This window comes from Pontibacter ummariensis (assembly GCF_900188175.1).
GTDB classification, from domain to species: Bacteria; Bacteroidota; Bacteroidia; order Cytophagales; family Hymenobacteraceae; genus Pontibacter; species Pontibacter ummariensis.
This window is the reverse complement of the sequence record NZ_FZOQ01000004.1, coordinates 155,727-172,999: the sequence shown is the minus strand read 5'-3', so window position 1 is coordinate 172,999 and position 17,273 is coordinate 155,727. Positions and strand designations below refer to the sequence as shown.

Below are 17,273 nucleotides of genomic sequence, written 5' to 3'. Positions count from 1 at the left end.
CGGCTCGCGCCTCAAAAGTGTTTGAGATGATAAAATAAACCTGAGCTACATGTCAAACTTCTACCACAAGTTGAACTGACAGGAAAGTGTAGGTTCTTTTTAGCATTTAGCTGTAGTGTCTGTTTATCTTCCGGCTAACTTAACTATGGCTTATGCTCCCCAAACTATCATTAAATTAAACAATTCCTTTCAGAAGCTACACGCTGTACATAAGTTTTATAACTGCAAGGTCAGGTGCACAAAATACTCTGTTGTGGTATCCCGAATGATCAGTTCGTGGCGCTCCGGATAAAGTAGGGCCAGGCGCTGCTTTACGTTGATGAGGCCGATGCCTGACTTGTCTTTCTCCGTATCCTGCGCGGACTTCGGGTGGTTGCTGTTGTACACGTCAAAAAATAACTTGTCTTGCTCGCAATACAGCGTTACCCTGATCCAGGACTTATTCTTCAGGCTGATGCCGTGCTTAAAGGCATTCTCCACAAAGGGGATCAGCAGCATCGGGGCAATGAACTTATCGTCTACCACATCCTCTATGTTCGTCTGGATCACGATATCCGGTGAGGCAGAGGTACGCAGCAGCTGCAAGTCGATATAATTGCGCATGTACTCGATCTCACGGGAGAGCAGGATCTTGGGCTGGTGGTTCTCGTGCAGCATAAAGCGCATCATATCACCCAGCATCTGTATGCCCTGTGCGGTACGTTCTGCGTCCTCCTGCAAGGCGGTTCCATAGAGGGTATTCAGGGCGTTGAACAGGAAGTGCGGGTTGATCTGGGAGCGCAGAAAGTCCAGGTTCGCATTGGAACGGCCCAACTCCTTTTTCAGCACAAACAGCTCCTCAGTGCCCTGCATCTGCCGCTTAAAAAGCACCCAGGAAAGCGGCACGGTAATGAGCAGTTGAAAGACAACATTAAAAAAGCTTACCCCAAAAGCCGCTTCTTCATCCTGTATCAGCAGTAGCAACAGCAGGCTTATCGGCAGAAAAGCTAAAGCAAGAATCAGTGCTGCTTTTAACAGATAGGCCCAAAAAGGATACTTCCGGTTTAAAGACTTTGGAATGAGTGCATAGAAGGAATAGCAGTATAGCAGGATGGCACAGGGTACTATAACCGCCCAGCTTAAAATGATTTCTCCTTCTGCCCCAATGATCATCAACAGGAACAAGCCTACCATCCAAAGCACAAAAGCGGCCAGTGCATCCCGGGTTAGGATCCTGTACTTCGACTGGATGGCTTCGGAATTAGAAAGCAGGTACAGCGCGACAGACTTTATGACAGAGTAAAACCCGAACATTAGCAACAGCCAAAGGGTATAGCGGTAACTGTTCCGGAAAATTACATTATAGGTTTCCTGCTCATTCCCATATCGGTTAAAAAGGTAATTCTGGGCATAAGTGTCTGCAATGCCGAATACCAGTCCAATGGCCAAAAAGGTGATAACTATTAAAAAGACGTTTTGCCACAGCTTTTCTTTTTGGATCAGTTGTGGGGCTACCCTGAAGTTTAACAGCAGGAAGGCCAGGTACAGCAAGGTGTACTTGATAAGCTGGGGAAAGAAGTAATCCTCGTAGTAGTTGAAAGGGATTCTTGCCTCCTCGAACAGGTACTGATTCGAACTGTGGGAAGAGGTGCTGAGGAAGAACACCGCAAACACATAAATAGTGGTCGCCGCCCAGAACTCTACCTTCTTCAGGGAAAAGGGCTTATCGCTGATACTTTTTAACATGAGATTGTCCATGCAACAATGATAGTTTAAAGACGAGAGGAAAAACAAAAAATGTGATGAAAGCGCCGGAATATGTGATGGAATGCATAACGCTCTTTTGAAGTATGCTAAAGGCTTGCCTGTCGTTTTAGCTCCAGTGGGAGCAGGATGTAAGCCTGCCCCAAACGGGTTGCTTCGCTGGCGCTTTTAGGCTACGCTTGCTACAAGCAGGTCGTCCCGCCGGGACGCTCCGTAACAGCTGGCTCTTTTAACTCCCCTACACGTTCCTGGGAATAATAGCCTTCCTGAGACGGTCCGGGATTCTGTGCTCCGCTGCACCCTGGGCAAGTTCTTCACTACCTTCGGAAACCATTCCAAGTTCTCAGTCAGGGTACACCTCCGGCTAAATCCCGACAAGTAAGTACAAAAGCCCCAGCACCGGCAGTTCGGTAACCAGGCAGACGATGGACAGGAATAGGCCTACAAAAAGGCATATCTCCAGCAGGGAAGCGATAAAAAGAATTATTCTCAAAATGGAAGTGCTCATAGTTTTTCGTTTTAGGGTTATCAGACTTGGGATGAGCAAGGTTAGCGAACATTTAGCCGCTTCTAAACTAAATGTGATGAAAGGCAGGAAAAATGTGATAAGGCATCCGCTCTGGTTAAAAAGGGCGTAAATACCCCGCTTATAGGCAGCGCCCGGGCAAGCAGCCAGACCTGCAGCACAGTTAAACTTGCTGTTTAAAAGTGTTCCCTTCTTAACTAATCTTATAAGAGAATTTGAGCGGGAGCAGGTTTTCTATCGCTGGTGTGAGCTTCCAATCTTGCATCTGCAAGTGACGTCGGGTTTGGAACGGATGAAGGACCACAACAACAGGTTCCGTGTCCCTCACCTGGCCCGGATGAGGTCTTCCAGGCGGGTGGTGTAGCGGGGCGAAAGGCTCTCCTGCCGCAGCTTCCAGCGCTCTTCGGTGCCCTGCGCCGCGTACTTAACCGAGCTGTGGCCAAAGCGCTCCCTGAGGTTATCGAGCGTCTCCATCAGCCTGCCGTGTTTTTCCCGGTCCACCGTATCCAATATGCTCAGCTGCACGGAGGAGGCCGGCACCAGGTCGAGCAGCAGGAGCCCCGTTTTGCGGTAGCGGAAGCCGGGCCTGTAGATCTCCCGCAGGGCCTTGAGGGCGTGGCGGATCAACTCCGGCTCTGAGTCGGTGGGCGTATCGAAGTAAACGGTGCGGCAGTTAGAATAAACCTCTCCCTCGGCGGCAAAGCGGCTGGTCATGCAAAACACCGTCATGGCCCCTGCCCGGCTCTTCTGCTTCCGCAGCTTGGTGGCGCAGCGCACCACATGGGTGGTAAGGGCCTCCCCCACTTCCTCCAGGTCCGTGATCGCCTGGCCAAAAGAGCGGGAGGTGCAGATGTTCTTCTTCACCTGCAGCATGAGTTCCAGGTCGATGCAGGGCTCCCCCCGCAGCTCGCGTACTGTCCGCAGCCCTACCACTGTCAGGTGCTTCCGGGCAAAGGAGTCGCTTACGTTCCTTAAGTCCCAAGCCGTGTGCACCCCGAAGCCCTGCAGCTTCCGGGCGTAGCGCCGGCCGATGCCCCACACGTCCCCTGCCTCTGTTCGCTTCAGGGCCTCCTCGATGTGCCGCTTGTCTGTTAGCACCAGAGCCCCTTCGGCCTTGGCCGACTTCTTGGAGAGCCGGTTGGCTATCTTGGCCAGCGTTTTGGTAGGAGCCACACCCACGGCCACGGGCATGCCTAGCCACTGCTTTACTGTGGCCTTTATCTCTTTGGCGTAGGCCTGCAAGTCTGTCTTGTAGAGGTTGCCCAGGTCCAGGAAGCTCTCGTCGATACTATACACCTCCAGGTTGGGACTGAACTGGGAGAGGGTTTCCACCACGCGGGCCGACATATCGCCGTAGAGCTCGTAGTTGGAGGAGAAAACCTGTACCTGGTGCCGCTGGATCAAATCCTGCACCTCAAAGGCAGGCTGCCCCATCTTCAGGCCCAGGGCCTTTGCCTCGTTACTCCGGGCAATCACGCAGCCGTCGTTATTACTCAGCACCACTACAGGCCGTCCTTCCAGCCCAGGGTCGAAGACACGCTCGCAGGAGACGAAGAAGTTATTGCAGTCGACAAGGGCGAAGAGCGAGGTCATGGCAGGTAAGTTAAATCGTTCTGGCGATGCCCTCCACCACGCCCCAGATAAAGCCATTGTCGGTCTCCGTGACACAGATAGCAGGATACTTGGGATTCTCGGCAATCAGGTAGGCTCCGTCTTTCCGTGGCTCATAGCGTTTGATGGTGAACTCCCCGTTGACATAGGCCAGCACGATGTCGCCGCTCTTCGCCTTTCGGTTCTTGTTCACCACAGCCAGGTCGCCGGGCATAATGTGCGCCCCGATCATGCTCTCCCCCTCCACCCTGACCAGGAAGGTAGAAGTGGGGTTGGAGGTGATGTAGGTGTTGAGGTCGATGCGACCCGCCACATAGTCGTCGGCAGGACTGGGAAAGCCCGCCTTCACAGTAGACCCGACCAGGGTGATCGATAAATCACTCTCCAGCTCCAGAGAGAAAAACACAGGCACACTTGCCCGCTGCAGAGGTATTACTTTCGCTTCTTCCATTGTCCTTCTTTTACGGAGGCAAATTAAGGAAAGGCTATATTTAAAGCTAAAATATTTAGTAAAACTATTTAAATTAGCCAAAACTCCCTCTTTTCCGGAGCTTTGATCCCTGGATACAGGCAGTCGGCAAATCGCCTTTAAATAAGTAAGCCCTGGCATAACCAGGAGGGCAGGTAAGCGTAGTAGGGACAAACTTACCTCTCCAGCCTATGCAAGAGCCAGAATACATCCTAGAAGATGCCGCAGCCGTTGTCTTCCAGAGCATCCCCAAGGATTTGCAAAAGAAGCTCTCCTACCTCGCCATCATGGAGATCCTCGAAACAGAGTTCGAGTTTCTGGAGCAGTGCCACATCGCCGCCAGCCCTGACTCCGTCGTGGACATTCTCATCGAGGTACCTGTAAAACTGGACGAGGAGGCCATGGAATACTATATTATCAACCAGTGCGCTAAAAAGGACATCTACCTATCGTATGAGGACATCCAGGCCATCCTAAACGCGGAGCTCATTTACCTGGAGCAACAGGGCCTGCTGGACGACGAGGTGCCCGGCAAGTACCTGAACTAGGTCTTGTCACTCTGCCTCTTGAAGAGGCATAAACAAAAATGAGAGTTCATAGCTTGCGCGTGTCGTACAGCACCTTTTTACCTCTTTTCCAGTAAAGGCTGGGCTTATAAGAAAAGTCTTTGTGTTGTGCAGAACGACATGTTAATATACAGGCGTATCATGCTACTGGCCTAAGTAGAAGTTGACCCGTGCGTGAACGTTCCCCAGTTCCATCAACTTAAAGATGCCTTCTTTATCATCTCGACCACAGGGATAGATCTTTCTGGGACCCGGATAGATTTCTCGCCAGGCCCACAACAGCCACAAACAGAAGGGTCCCATCCCAGACGCGGAGCGCAAAGACTTCCACCAGGCAAAAGGGCTTAACTAAAGTCGTGGATCAGCAACAATGCCAGTTTAGCCAAAGTAGCATCTCTCTTCTCGAGTTAATGTTTATTTATTGAACCTCCAGGTAACAAACAGAACCTACTGTCAGAACTTTTGCCTGCCAACTTGGTTCTACTGCAAGGCCCCTGTTTTAAGGACCTAATCAGAATATTTCACCTTATACTATCCAAAATAATTCCTATCTTAGTCCTACAGAAGTTACTCAGACACCAACCATAAGGTATCCTTGTACCGCTAAAACCATATCGCGCTATAAGGCCCAAGCTGGCAGAGGATAAGTAAGACTGGGAGAGGCAGAGAGCATTCTGGGAACATATTACGCTTAGCATACATGTACGACATCATAGGAGACATACACGGCCATGCAGATGCCCTGGAGCAGCTGTTACAAAAACTGGGGTATGACAACAGCAGGGGATATTACCGCCATCCGGAGAGAAAGGCCATTTTTGTAGGCGACTACATCGACCGGGGGCCTAAGATCAGGGAGACCCTGCAGATCGTACGGACAATGGCCGCACAGCAACAGGCCATCGCGCTGATGGGCAACCACGAACTGAGCGCTATCCTCTATAACACCAGAGACAGGAAGGGAAATTACCTGCGCGAACATACGGATCGCAACAGGTCGCAGCACGCCAAAACAGTGGAGCAGTTTCGGGGCAGGGAAGATGAGTATGCCGACTACATTGCCTGGTTCAAGACACTCCCACTCTATTACGAAGAGGAAAGTTTCCGGGTAGTACATGCCTGCTGGGACGAAGCCCACATCCAATACCTGCGGGACAACCTGGCGCACGACCGGCTGACAGACCAGCTCCTGCAGAGTCACTACAAGCCAGGCTCCAGGCTGCGCGAGGCCATAGAGGTAACTCTGAAAGGGAAAGAACTGCAGATGCCAGAAGGGCTTTATTTCACGGATAAAGACGGGCACCCCCGGTCCGCCCTGCGGATCAAATGGTGGCTCAGTCCGGAGCAGATGACCTACCGGCAATACAGCGTCAGTCCCTACGATTCTCTGACAGATGAGGTAATACCGGAGACGCTGATTGTGGGAAACAAACCCTACGGCCCATCCGAGAAACCAGTGTTCTTTGGGCACTACTGGCTACCCGGCAATGCCACGGCAAGCGTGTACGAGCAAAACGTGTGCTGTGTGGACTACAGCGTAGCGAAAGAAGGCAGGCTGGTGGCGTATCGCTGGAACGGTGAGCAGCGCCTGGACCGTAGGAACCTGCACGACGCGTCACCTTCCGGATCTTAGGCATCCGCTACCCTCAAGGGCCAAACAGGTGTGCCGCGGCCCGGCACTCGCACATCATTGTAGACAAAAGAGAATAACCTATCCTGCGCTACGGACAGCTTATAGTATCCTCTAATAACCTGCAGGCTTTCGTTTAAAAGCCCTGCAGGTTCACTTCGTCGCTCCCGAGCATTTCCACATTTTTCCCCATTTTTTTCTGGATGATCTTAAAGTGGTGTTCGTCCTCCGGGGTGATCAGAGAAATGGCTTTGCCGGTGGCACCGGCCCTGCCCGTCCTTCCTATCCGATGAATGTAGTCTTTGGGCGAGCGCGGTAACTCGTAATTGATGACGAAGGGCAGGAACTGCACATCGATACCACGGGAGGCCAGGTCGGTTGCCACCAATACGCGCAGCTTACCGGCTTTAAAGCGTTTTAGGGCCTCTGTACGGGCACCCTGGCTCTTTTTCCCGTGCATGGCCATGGCCTTGAGGCCGTTCTTGTTCAGCTTTACCACCAGGTTATCGGCATTGCGGCCACTCGACACAAACACCAGCACCTGCTGCATGTTTTCCTGCTTGATCAGGTAGCGTAAAAAAGGCCCTTTGCGCTCGGTGCTTACGCGGTACGCCACTTGCTCAATCAGTTCCAGTTGCTCCTCGTCGCGCTGCTGCTCTTCCACAGACACAACCAACGGATCGCGGAGCAGCTTCTCTTTAATGGTCTGAATGTCTTCGGCCAGGGTAGCGGAAAAAAGCAGGTTCTGTCGTTTAGAGGGCAGGAGCGCGAAGATGCGGTTCATCTCTTCCTCAAAGCCCAGGTTCAGCATTTTGTCGGCTTCGTCGAGCACCAGCACCTCTACCTCCGACAGCTGAAGCGCATTGCTGTCCACCAGGTCGAGCAAACGGCCAGGCGTAGCCACCAGGACCTCAGTACCACTCAGGGCCATCATCTGCGGGTTAATGCTCACGCCCCCAAACACCGCCAGCGTTTTTACCCGCCGTGTAAGATGCGCACTGAAGTCATGAAACACGTTGGCCACCTGCAAGGCCAACTCACGGGTAGGCACCAGCACCAGGGCCTTGATAAAGCGGTTTCTGGCCGCTGGTTTTTTTTGAAACTGTTGCAAAAGCGGCAAGACGAAGCTCGCTGTTTTTCCGGAACCGGTTCGCGCAATTCCCAATATGTCCTGACCGGCTAAAATGGCCGGAATGGCTTTCTGCTGAATAGGAAAAGGCTGGTCATAGCCCTGTTCTTTGATTGCTTGTAGTAAAGGAGCCGGTAAACCGAGGGCAGAGAAATCCATAAAAAGAGGATAGGGTTTGAGATATAATTCGCTTTTGCACTGTAAAGGTACGTTTATTTAAAGTAACACAGTGGTCACGTAGGCTACTGGCATAAAACCGACCTGAGCTCGCGTTGCAAGTATGTTGAGATTTCCCTCTTCTCTTGTTGCCGTACCTTTATCCGTATAAACACCTATACACCGGTATAATCCGCAGCAGACAAGAATTAATTACCAAGTTGCGCCCTCTCAACGCTTGTTAGCAAAACCTCTCCTGCAATAAAATAGTACAAATAGTAAGCATCATATTTTTTAGCACCATGAAATACATCCACCCTAAAGTACAAACAGTATGAACCTAACGATAAACAATTCCTCTGGATTAACCCTGCTGGTAGCGGAGGGAACGATAGACGAAGCAAGCCTAAATGAGATTTCAAGAGAAGTAGAAAAGCTGTCCACCACATCAGAAAAGCACATGCTGCTGGACTGTAGCTGTAGTAATGCGTTAATCTATAGCAGGATTGGCTTCAGTGGTTTCGTAAACCGCTTACTCTACCTCAAGTCGAAGCAGGCCAACATTACCCTGTTCGGGTGCGATGATCAAATTAAAAAGCTGTTCAGACTCCTCAAGTTAGAACAGCTTTTTAATTTTTCACCAACACTGGACGAGGCCTACCTGAGCCTCCATCAGTCGTCTCCTGCCATGCTTGCAGTTGCTACTGGGCCTGCCCCTGTGCCTAGCGCTAAACCCGCTAGTGTGTAAGACGGAGCTTTACTTACTGTTGAGTGCCGTGAGGCAGGAAAGACATCACTTTATTTTCCTGCCTCACGGCATTTTGCTGCTATAGGATAATGCTTCCCATCCCAGGCATCACTTCTCTCCTAGTGCATTTTTTACGGTGTCCAAGCCTTTTTTCTTCGGCTGTGCTTTAAGCTACAGTTACAAATAGGGTAACCTGCCCTCCTGTTTAGCAAAGTATCTCCCGATGGCCTTGTAATATTTTTCTAATTTATTTACTTTTAAGTATAATTTATTATATTTTAGACATAAACATCATTCCAGAACCATGGGACACCTCGAAACTGCTCAAACTTTGGTGGCTGTGTTTATAGCTGACTACCTTACGGTGAACCTGGCAGCAGATCAAAAGTATCTGGAGGCAAGGTGGAGCAGGCCCGTCAATAGTGAGGAGTTCAGACAGGGCTGGGAGGCTATTACCCACAAGATCAGCGAGCACAGTGCCGAACTCTTGTTGTTAGACTTCAGGCTGACAAGCACTCCCTCTATTACAGATCAAAACTGGCTGGTAGAACGTGTAATGGCTGCCAACAAGAACACCCCGCTTAGGCGGAGTGCCAGGCTGTTCTCAAAAGATATTCTTCAGAACATCATTCACGAGATCGTTACAGATAAAATAGAGCTGTTCCCTTACGGCTACCAGGTCTTTTGGGCTGAGGCTTCGGCGAAGCAATGGCTGTTTGAGGACTAAAGAAAAAGGCTAGAAAAACAGAACGTTTCTTTAGCCTTTGCTCTGGAAAATACGCCTTGTGGAGCTTTAAAGGTTAAGGATGTACAGAACCTAAGAGGCAGAGACGGCCCCACTGCCAGTCCTGTATCTACACCTGCATATACAAAGGCAGATAAATCACTTTCAGTGTAAATTATAACTGTTTCAGCCCCATGTTCCCGAAGTAGGCCCCTACCACCACCAGGGCGCAGGAAATAAACACACCTAAGCTAATCGCCAGAAAAGCTTTTGCCCGTCCGATCTTAAAAACATACGCAGCGATGGTACCCATATAAGCCCCGGTGCCCGGCAGGGGAATCATCACAAAGATCATCAACCCCCAAAACCCGTATTTCTGGACGCTCCCGCCCACTCCTTTTTTTGCCCGCTTAGACAAAAAGACAACGTTCTTCCTGTAGACACGGTTTGGCCATAGTTTCTTGTTAAAGGTATCGATCAGCCACATCATGAGAGGAAAAATCAGCAAGTTTGCCACTAAAGCCACTGCAAAGGTCCAGGCCAGGGGCAACTCATTCAGGACAGCGTAAGGGATGCCGGCGCGGGCCTCTCCAAAAGGCGATACGCTTAAAAGAAAAGTGTAAATAAGTATTTCTAGCATTGGGTAATTAAGAAGAGGAGCAATTTCGCTATTTACTGATTGAGTTTAAACGACGCAAAGTAAAAAAGTATCAAGACAACAGGCACAGGGCGTTTCTGTTCTGCAAAAGCTAATTTCATTTGCCGCACAAGCCACTATGCTGACACCAACAACAGAGCAGGGTCATCTGTTTCATAAGTGAGAAAAGCTTTTTACTTCAGTCACAGCCTCTTGTGCAGCAAAAGCTAAGCCAAAGGAAGTAAAACTGGCAGCAATCCGGCTAGTTTTAGATATTAGCCGCCAAAGCAATCTCGCCACCCTCATTAAAACTTTTTCAGGGGACTTGTTTCAGTGCCACGCTAGACAGACCTATACCAGAAGCCATTGTCTCACAAAGGCTTTCAGATATCCCGGGCGTTCTTATGCCTGCCGAAAAAAGCAGGTGAACCTAACCAAGATTTCGGCAGGTTTCTCCCTTGATTTGTCAGGACAAGAATTTATTATGAGGCTACTGGTTCGAGGAGCAAGACAGGCTAGGAGGTCCGGTTCCAGGAAGAGTGCGTTTTCACGACCACCTTCCCTACGGTTTTGCCCTGCTGAAATAACTGAATCGCCTCCTGCATTTCCGTAAACTCAAAGACATGACCGATGTGCTGGGGTTTTAACTGGAGCGCCTGTAACTCATGGAGCAATTGGTGCATCATGTCCGTCTGCTCGTACAGGTAGATGAGGTTAAAGCCCATGAGCGACTTGTTTTGGGTAGGCAAGCGCAGAGGGTCGATTTTCGGGCGCTGCAGGTACTTCCAGATGAGCTGGGGATAATCGGGCTTTGCGCTGTGGCTGGTGAAGCTCGCATTGCCATACACCACCATCCGCCCCATGGGAGCCATCGCCTCCCAGCCCTGCTCTAAAATCTTGCCACCGATACACTCCATAATTAGGCGGAGCGGGCGGCGGCCCAGGGCATTTTTCAACTTGTCATAAAAAATCTTGTTCCGGAGAATGACGGCATCGTAGGCTTCTTCTTTTTGAAGAAAGTCTACTTTATCAGGCCGCCCTACACTGCCGATGGTGTACGCGCCATACTTTTTGCAAATACGATTGGCCAAAATCCCTACGCCACCCGCGGCGCTATGGATCAGTACTGTCATGCCTTTCTGCAGATTTCCCAACTCCACGAGGGCATAATAGGCCGTGAGCCCCTGCACCAGGAAACCAGCTCCTTCTTCAAAGCTCCAGCCTTCGGGCAAGGGAATAACGTACCGGTGATGGCTGTTGATGTGCGATACATAGCCGCCAAACTTCGTAGCTCCCACCACTTTATCGCCCACCTTCCATTCTGCTACTTCGTCCCCTACGGCTATGATCTCACCAGAGTATTCCAATCCAGGAACAAAGGACCCATCCGGTGTGGCACTGTACAGGCCCTGCATTGCAAAGATATCTGCAAAGTTCAGCCCGATCGCCCTCACTTGCACACATACCTCATCGGCTTTGGGTGGGGCCAGTTCTTCCTTTAGAAGTTGCAGATCACTGATAGATCCTGCTTTCGGCATGCGGTACACCTCACGTTCGAGCATAAGCTTTGTATTCATTGGTTTTGAACTGAAGTTCTTTACAGCACAACGAGCTGGGGTATGATATGTTCCTGATTTCGTAATGGGGAGCGACATGTTCAAGGCATGTTAACATTTCGCTCCGCTGGAGCTTTAGCGAAAAGAAGACTTGTTACTATCATGTCATCCCAGTGGGACTAAAAACTGCCCACTCAATCCTCCCTTTCGTACTTCCTCTCTACATAGGGTTTCAGCATTGAGGCGTAAATTCTGCTTAAGACTCCTGCGATGCCTTAGGCATATAGGTTCTCCGCTAAAAACGCATTCCGGAACTTCCCTTGCGGGTCGTACTGGTGCACCAATTCCTTGAAGTCAGCCAATTTGCTGATACGGGACTGCAGTACAGACGGCGCCATGGTAAACAATTTACCCCAGTGCGGAAGCGCCTCAAAAGGGGCCAGTGCTTCTTCTATAAAGGGGAGCAGCTCTCTTACACGCTCCCACTCCTGCTTCCAGGTAAAATGAAAGGCGACGCAGCTTTTTTTGTAGCAGGGGCTCAGCCAGAGATCATCTGCCGCAATCGTACGGATCTCGGAGACAAACAGGTGAGGGCTAATCTTTTCATGCAGCTTCTCTATGGCCATCATGGCCTCAAAGCTACTCTCTATCGGCACAAAATACTCTGACTGCAGTTCTTCGCCTGCGCTTGGCTGAAAACCCATTTTAAAATGTGGTAGCCTTTCATACCAGACACCAGAGAGACCCATTTGTGCTGTCGCATGCTCCGCTGCTAGTTCTTCCAAAGGATGTAGATGCTGTGTGGCAAGCCTGGCACCATAAAACGCAGGATCCAGTACCGTCGCATTGCCATCATCCACGCGCTTGATCCAAACCTGATTGATGTTTTTATTTAACCAGGTGGTGAACAGGCTAACACTGTAGCCACTGGACATGATCGTCATAAAGTTCTTTTCCAGCTCCGCCATCGGCAGGTTCCGGTACACCACCTGCTGCACAATAAAGGTTGGCTGCAAGTCGAGTGTTACCTTCGTGACGATGCCCAGGGCACCCAAATTCACTACAGCTCCCTTCAACAGGTCCCCGTCTTTTTCCCTCCCTAAAGCAACAACATCCCCGGTGGCAGTCACAAATTCTATCCCTGAAACAGCCGTGGCCAGATTACCGTTTTGTACACCGGAGCCGTGGGTAGCAGTAGCACAGGCGCCCACAATCGAAATGTGAGGCAAGGAAGCTAAATTAGACAAGGCATATCTGTTTTCCTGCAGGTAAGGAGCCAGGTCGCCATAGCGCATCCCACCCTCTACCGTTACTGTGCTAGCCGTTTTATCCAAAGACACAACCTTGTTGAAGGCATTTAAGGAAATCTGATTTTCAGCACTGTCGGCAATCCTGTTAAAAGAGTGCCGGGAGCCTAACGCCTTGATCTTACCCGATTGCCTTACCATTTCCTGTACCTCCTCTACGGAGGTGGGGTATTGCACGTGATCTGTACTGTAGCTTATGTTTCCCGCCCAGTTTCTGTGAGGTTTTGGCTTGTTCATTGTCTCCATAGTGTAGCAGTTATAAGATAAAGATATGGTAACAAGGCTAAAGCAGCAGCCCTTTCAGCACTAATCTTTCCATACCTGACTCATTTACCTTGATATGCACAAAACACTTGTCTATCTTTTGGTAAGTTGTTTAGAAACGAGACTCATGAAGTTTAAAGATAAAGTAGCCATCGTAACCGGTGCCGGGCAGGGAATCGGGCTTCAGATTTGCCGGCAACTGGCAGCGGCAGGAGCCAGTGTGGTTTTAAACGATGTTGATGCTGCTCTGGCAGAAAATGCCGGGAAGCAGATCGAGGAAGCAGGTGGCACCTGTATTGCGATGGCGGGAGATACCAGTGTCCCGGATTTCATACAGCAAATGGTAGACACTGCCGTTGCACAGTACGGACACCTGGACATGATTGTCGCCAATGCAGGCATCACCTTGTTCGGCGACTTCTTCTCCTACACGCCGGAAGCATTTAACCGCGTGATGCAGGTGAACCTGGGCGGTACTTTTTTTCTGGCCCAGGCAGCAGCCAGGCAAATGAAGCAACAGAGCACTGGCGGCTCTTTGCTGTTTACTTCTTCTGTAACGGGGCACCAGGCACACAAGAACCTTGCAGCTTATAGCATGAGCAAGGCAGCCATCGAGATGCTGGCCAAGAACCTGGTCATTGAGCTTTCCGAGTTTAAGATCAACGTCAACACGGTTGCGCCGGGGGCCACTCTCACAGAAAGAACGCTGGAAGATCCTGACTACGAGCACACCTGGTCCCGGCTAACCCCAATGGGACGGCCCGCCTCTGTTGCCGATATAGCCCATGCGGCCCTGTTCCTGCTCTCAGAGGAGGCCCGCCATATAACAGGCCAGAGCCTGCTGGTAGATGGCGGCTGGACCAGCATTAGCCCTTCGCCTTACTAAAGCAATTTAAGCGCTACTCTTTCTTTGCTTACCCTGCCCTGTAACACGAAGGCAACAGATGGGAGTGAAACAAACCCTGCTTCCTCATGTGTAGCTGCGAACGCTAATCCACCTCGTATTACAGGTCGCTACGGGCAAACAGTACACCTATGCTCGCCACTGTAGGGGAATTGCCTTACTTGGTACGTGCCTTAGCATACCGCGTTGCCGTTTTACACCGTATACTCACGCTTAAGACATATGGTAACAAAACAAGTAGCCATACATACCTGGCTGCTGAACAAGACATAAAGCATGAGTTTTCTCTCTACCGTAAAACAAGAAGTTAAGGGGCTGAGTCCAGCCTATTTTGCACTGGTTATGGCTACCGGCATCGTGTCTTTAGGCGCAAACATGCTGGGCTTTCCTACAGTAAGCGAAATGCTGTTCTGGGCGAATAACGTAGTATTTGCAATCCTGCTTTTGCTGCTGCTCTCCCGCATCCTGTTCTTTTATAAGCGCTTTATAGCCGATCTTACTTCTTTTAAGAAGGCAGCAGGCTTCTTCTCTTTAGTGGCGGGCACCTGTATCCTGGGCGTACAGTATGTACAGCAAAAACAAAGCTTTGCGCCGGCCAGTGTCCTTTTCTGGTTTGGTCTCGGTACCTGGGTGTTGCTGATCTACGCGTTCTTTTTGATGACCGCCACCAAATCGGATAAGCCCTCGCTGAAGAAGGGAATCAGCGGGGTATGGTTGCTTATTGTGGTAGCCACCCAGTCCATCGCCATCCTGGGTACGCTGCTGACCAGGCATTTACCCTTTCCCCCGGAGCAGGTGTTGTTCTTTACCCTCTCCATGTGGCTGCTGGGCCTTATGCTTTATGTTATCCTGATCACGCTCATCGTCTATCGCCTGACCTTTTTCCCGACCACTCCCCGGGAAATCACCCCTCCCTATTGGGTGAATGAAGGGGCTGTGGGCATTACCGCACTGGCAGGGGCATTCTTTATGCAGCACATAAGCAGCACGACTGGTTTTACCGGTTTTCTTCCTTTTATTAAGGGAATTAGCCTGCTTGCCTGGGCCACGGCTACCTGGTGGATCCCGGTTATTGTCCTGCTGGAAATCTGGAAGTACCTGATCAAGAAAACAACGCTGAAATATACGCCTAAATACTGGGCGCTGGTATTCTGTGTTGGAGGCTATACAGTGGCTACCTTTAAACTCTCCAAGACGCTGAGTGCACCCTATCTTCAACCTATTCCAGAGCTGTTCATTTACATCAGCTTTGCTGTTTGGGCAATCGTGCTATTGGGCATGTGCCTCGGTATCGTGAAAGCCTTCACCGCAGGCTCATCCAAAAGCGAAGGATAATTTGCCTGTTTTATGGCTACCTGAAGTGCCGGTCCTCTCCTAGCCTTTCTTCCCGGCCTTTTCCAGAAACTGCTCCCGGTAGGTGAGCCCTAGCGGAATAGGCTTTCCCTCTACCAGCACCTGGTGGCGCTCAATTACCTGCAGATGGCGCAGGGAAACCACGTAGGACTTATGCACCCGCACAAACTGGTCGTTAGGCAATAAGTCCAGCACCTCCTTCATACTGAGCAGCGAGAGTATTTTTTTACCCTTGGTATAGAAGGACATGTAGTTGCCCGCCCCCTCTACGTAAAGGATGTCCTCCACTTTTACTTTAAAGGTCTGTGTACCGCTCTTGATCAGCACGTACTCCTTTTCAGCAGTTACAGGTGCCTGTTCCGAGGCGGTCGCTGCTGCCTGCGGCTGCTTTTTAAGGTTCCAAAGCTCCAGGGCCTTGTTCGCTGCCCTCAGGAAGCGCACGTAATTGATCGGTTTCAGCAGATAATCAACCGCATTGTACTCGTAGCTCTCTGCCCCATACTCCGGGTAGGCCGTGGTAAAAACCACCATTGGCTTGTGCGGCAGCGAATTCAGCAGTTGTATCCCCGATAGCTCTGGCATGTTAATGTCCAGGAAAAGCAGGTGCACTTCCTGCTCCATCATAAAGGAGAGTGCCTTAAAGGGATTGGTAAAGGTGCCTACCAACTCCAGGAAAGGCGTTTTCTTAACATATTCCGCGGCCAGCTCCAGGGCAAAAGGCTCATCGTCTACTACAATGCACTTCATAGGTTTATTTTAAGGTAAGCGTTAGCGATGAAATGAATGTATCTCCCTGCTGGTAGGTCTGCAGCTCATGCCTGCCAGGGTACAGCAGGGCCAGCCGCTTTCGCACGTTTTCCAGCCCTACCCCGCCCACTTTCCGCTCCGGCGATTGCTGCGTTTGTGCAATGGCATTCTCTACCCGAAAGCGCAGGGCCTCCTCCGCTACTTCCAGTTGGATCAGGATATCGGAAGGCTTATCCAGCCGGATACCGTGCTTAAAGGCGTTCTCCACAAAGGGGATCAAAAGCAAGGGTGCAATCCTAACCCGGCTACAGTCACCCGTCACACAGAACCTGATCGCCCCCTTTATTTCAGAAGAAAGGCGCAGCTTCTGCAACTCGATAAAGCTTTCGAGGTAATCGACCTCCCGGCTCAGCTCAATGCTGTCCACATTGCTTTCGTACAGCATGTAGCGCATCAGGTTCGCCAGCTTCTCAATAATCCCGGCCGTCCGCTCATCCCCGCTCCGGGCGGCGCTGGAAAAGGCCATGTTCAGCACATTGAACAGGAAATGAGGGTTTACCTGGGCCTTCAGGAAATTGAGTTCTGCCTGTAGCATCTCCTGCTTTAGTTGCTGCCGCTGCTTCTCGTTCCGGAACCAGCTCCGGGTAAAGCCATAGCCCAGGGCAAGCGAGAGCACCATAAAGTTAAACAGGATGTTCAGGAGGAACTGCGTACCCAGAGTTTCCTCTTCAGTGGAGTAATAATTCACGAAGAAGAGATGGTCTACCACAGTCTCCAGCAGCGTGAGGCCCAACAACAGCAATAACAGCTTTAGCAGGAAAACTGCTGTCCGCCGCGTGGCAAAATACTCCGGAATAAGGAAGAGCGAGGTCGTGTAAAAAAGGCAAACGTTCACCAGCGTGCCCAGCGTAACAGGCAGAAAGAGCGTATGATCGGCACTCCGGAAGTTCCCCAAGGTGTTTACCCAGGACACAACGGCCAGATAGCCGAGCAGCCAGACAAGAAGATGTATAAGTGGCGCGATGTACTTGCTCCGGAACATGGATGAACTGTGTTAGAACAGCTAAAGATAAGCAACTGCTCTGTTCCGAGACAGCGGAATGGATGAAGTATAGTGTTTTTTATGTGAACTGGGAAAATGCTGGATAAACGTGGCTGAAAAGGTATATCCGGAAGTTGGCAGGATATGCGGCAGCGCTTGTT

The 17,273-nt window shown here is 50.6% G+C and carries 16 protein-coding genes; 6 read left to right on the top strand and 10 right to left on the bottom strand.

Features of this window, described 5'->3' with window-relative positions:
* Positions 1-216: 216 nt before the first annotated feature.
* The 4 genes from CHB92_RS06265 to CHB92_RS06250 all read right to left on the bottom strand — a co-directional run bounded on the left by CHB92_RS06265 (position 217) and on the right by CHB92_RS06250 (position 4,331).
* A complete protein-coding gene (locus CHB92_RS06265) occupies positions 217-1,737 on the bottom strand; it encodes a sensor histidine kinase (protein ID WP_089318332.1) in 1,521 nt (506 codons plus the stop codon).
* Between the two features lie 370 nt (positions 1,738-2,107).
* A complete protein-coding gene (locus CHB92_RS25745; protein ID WP_179222971.1) occupies positions 2,108-2,251 on the bottom strand; it encodes a hypothetical protein in 144 nt (47 codons plus the stop codon).
* A gap of 342 nt (positions 2,252-2,593) precedes the next feature.
* Complete coding sequence (locus CHB92_RS06255) at positions 2,594-3,862, bottom strand: Y-family DNA polymerase (RefSeq protein WP_089318330.1); 1,269 nt, start codon at positions 3,860-3,862, stop codon at positions 2,594-2,596.
* Positions 3,863-3,872: 10 nt separating this feature from the next.
* Positions 3,873-4,331, bottom strand: a complete 459-nt coding sequence (locus CHB92_RS06250) for a LexA family protein (protein ID WP_179222970.1) — start codon at positions 4,329-4,331, stop codon at positions 3,873-3,875.
* A gap of 209 nt (positions 4,332-4,540) precedes the next feature.
* On the opposite strand from CHB92_RS06250, the gene CHB92_RS06245 reads away from it, so the two are divergent.
* Together CHB92_RS06245 and CHB92_RS06240 are read left to right on the top strand one after the other, a co-directional pair.
* On the top strand, positions 4,541-4,897 hold the full coding sequence (locus CHB92_RS06245; protein ID WP_089318328.1) for a hypothetical protein: 357 nt from the start codon (positions 4,541-4,543) through the stop codon (positions 4,895-4,897).
* Between the two features lie 718 nt (positions 4,898-5,615).
* Positions 5,616-6,548 (top strand): metallophosphoesterase, encoded by a 933-nt coding sequence (locus CHB92_RS06240; protein WP_089318327.1) that lies wholly within the window; start codon positions 5,616-5,618, stop codon positions 6,546-6,548.
* A 133-nt stretch (positions 6,549-6,681) separates the two neighbouring features.
* On the opposite strand, the gene CHB92_RS06235 is transcribed toward CHB92_RS06240, so the two are convergent.
* A complete protein-coding gene (locus CHB92_RS06235) occupies positions 6,682-7,833 on the bottom strand; it encodes a DEAD/DEAH box helicase (protein ID WP_089318326.1) in 1,152 nt (383 codons plus the stop codon).
* A 331-nt stretch (positions 7,834-8,164) separates the two neighbouring features.
* Between CHB92_RS06235 and CHB92_RS06230 the strand changes: the two genes are divergently transcribed.
* Entirely contained in the window at positions 8,165-8,578 is a 414-nt protein-coding gene (locus tag CHB92_RS06230; protein ID WP_089318325.1) for an STAS domain-containing protein, read from the top strand.
* A 304-nt stretch (positions 8,579-8,882) separates the two neighbouring features.
* On the top strand, positions 8,883-9,305 hold the full coding sequence (locus tag CHB92_RS06225; RefSeq protein ID WP_089318324.1) for a hypothetical protein: 423 nt from the start codon (positions 8,883-8,885) through the stop codon (positions 9,303-9,305).
* A 172-nt stretch (positions 9,306-9,477) separates the two neighbouring features.
* Here the strand turns inward: CHB92_RS06225 and CHB92_RS06220 are convergent, their stop codons facing one another.
* From CHB92_RS06220 to CHB92_RS06210, 3 genes are all read right to left on the bottom strand, one after another.
* Positions 9,478-9,942 carry a COG2426 family protein gene (locus CHB92_RS06220; RefSeq protein WP_089318323.1) on the bottom strand — a complete coding sequence of 155 codons (465 nt, stop codon included), beginning with the start codon at positions 9,940-9,942 and terminating at the stop codon, positions 9,478-9,480.
* Positions 9,943-10,454: 512 nt separating this feature from the next.
* On the bottom strand, positions 10,455-11,516 hold the full coding sequence (locus CHB92_RS06215; protein ID WP_308701840.1) for an alcohol dehydrogenase catalytic domain-containing protein: 1,062 nt from the start codon (positions 11,514-11,516) through the stop codon (positions 10,455-10,457).
* Positions 11,517-11,770: 254 nt separating this feature from the next.
* Positions 11,771-13,048: an FAD-binding protein gene (locus CHB92_RS06210; protein ID WP_089318322.1), complete on the bottom strand. Its 1,278-nt coding sequence runs from the start codon at positions 13,046-13,048 to the stop codon at positions 11,771-11,773.
* Between the two features lie 145 nt (positions 13,049-13,193).
* Between CHB92_RS06210 and CHB92_RS06205 the strand changes: the two genes are divergently transcribed.
* Both CHB92_RS06205 and CHB92_RS06200 read left to right on the top strand, forming a co-directional pair.
* On the top strand, positions 13,194-13,952 hold the full coding sequence (locus CHB92_RS06205; RefSeq protein ID WP_089318321.1) for an SDR family NAD(P)-dependent oxidoreductase: 759 nt from the start codon (positions 13,194-13,196) through the stop codon (positions 13,950-13,952).
* Between the two features lie 294 nt (positions 13,953-14,246).
* Positions 14,247-15,305, top strand: coding sequence for a tellurite resistance/C4-dicarboxylate transporter family protein (locus CHB92_RS06200; RefSeq protein WP_089318320.1), 1,059 nt, complete (start codon positions 14,247-14,249; stop codon positions 15,303-15,305).
* Between the two features lie 39 nt (positions 15,306-15,344).
* On the opposite strand, the gene CHB92_RS06195 is transcribed toward CHB92_RS06200, so the two are convergent.
* Both CHB92_RS06195 and CHB92_RS06190 read right to left on the bottom strand, forming a co-directional pair.
* The gene (locus CHB92_RS06195; protein WP_089318319.1) at positions 15,345-16,070 is read right to left on the bottom strand and encodes a LytR/AlgR family response regulator transcription factor; all 726 of its coding nucleotides are present in this window, start codon (positions 16,068-16,070) and stop codon (positions 15,345-15,347) included.
* Between the two features lie 4 nt (positions 16,071-16,074).
* Entirely contained in the window at positions 16,075-17,112 is a 1,038-nt protein-coding gene (locus CHB92_RS06190; protein WP_089318318.1) for a sensor histidine kinase, read from the bottom strand.
* Between the last annotated feature and the right edge of the window lie 161 nt (positions 17,113-17,273).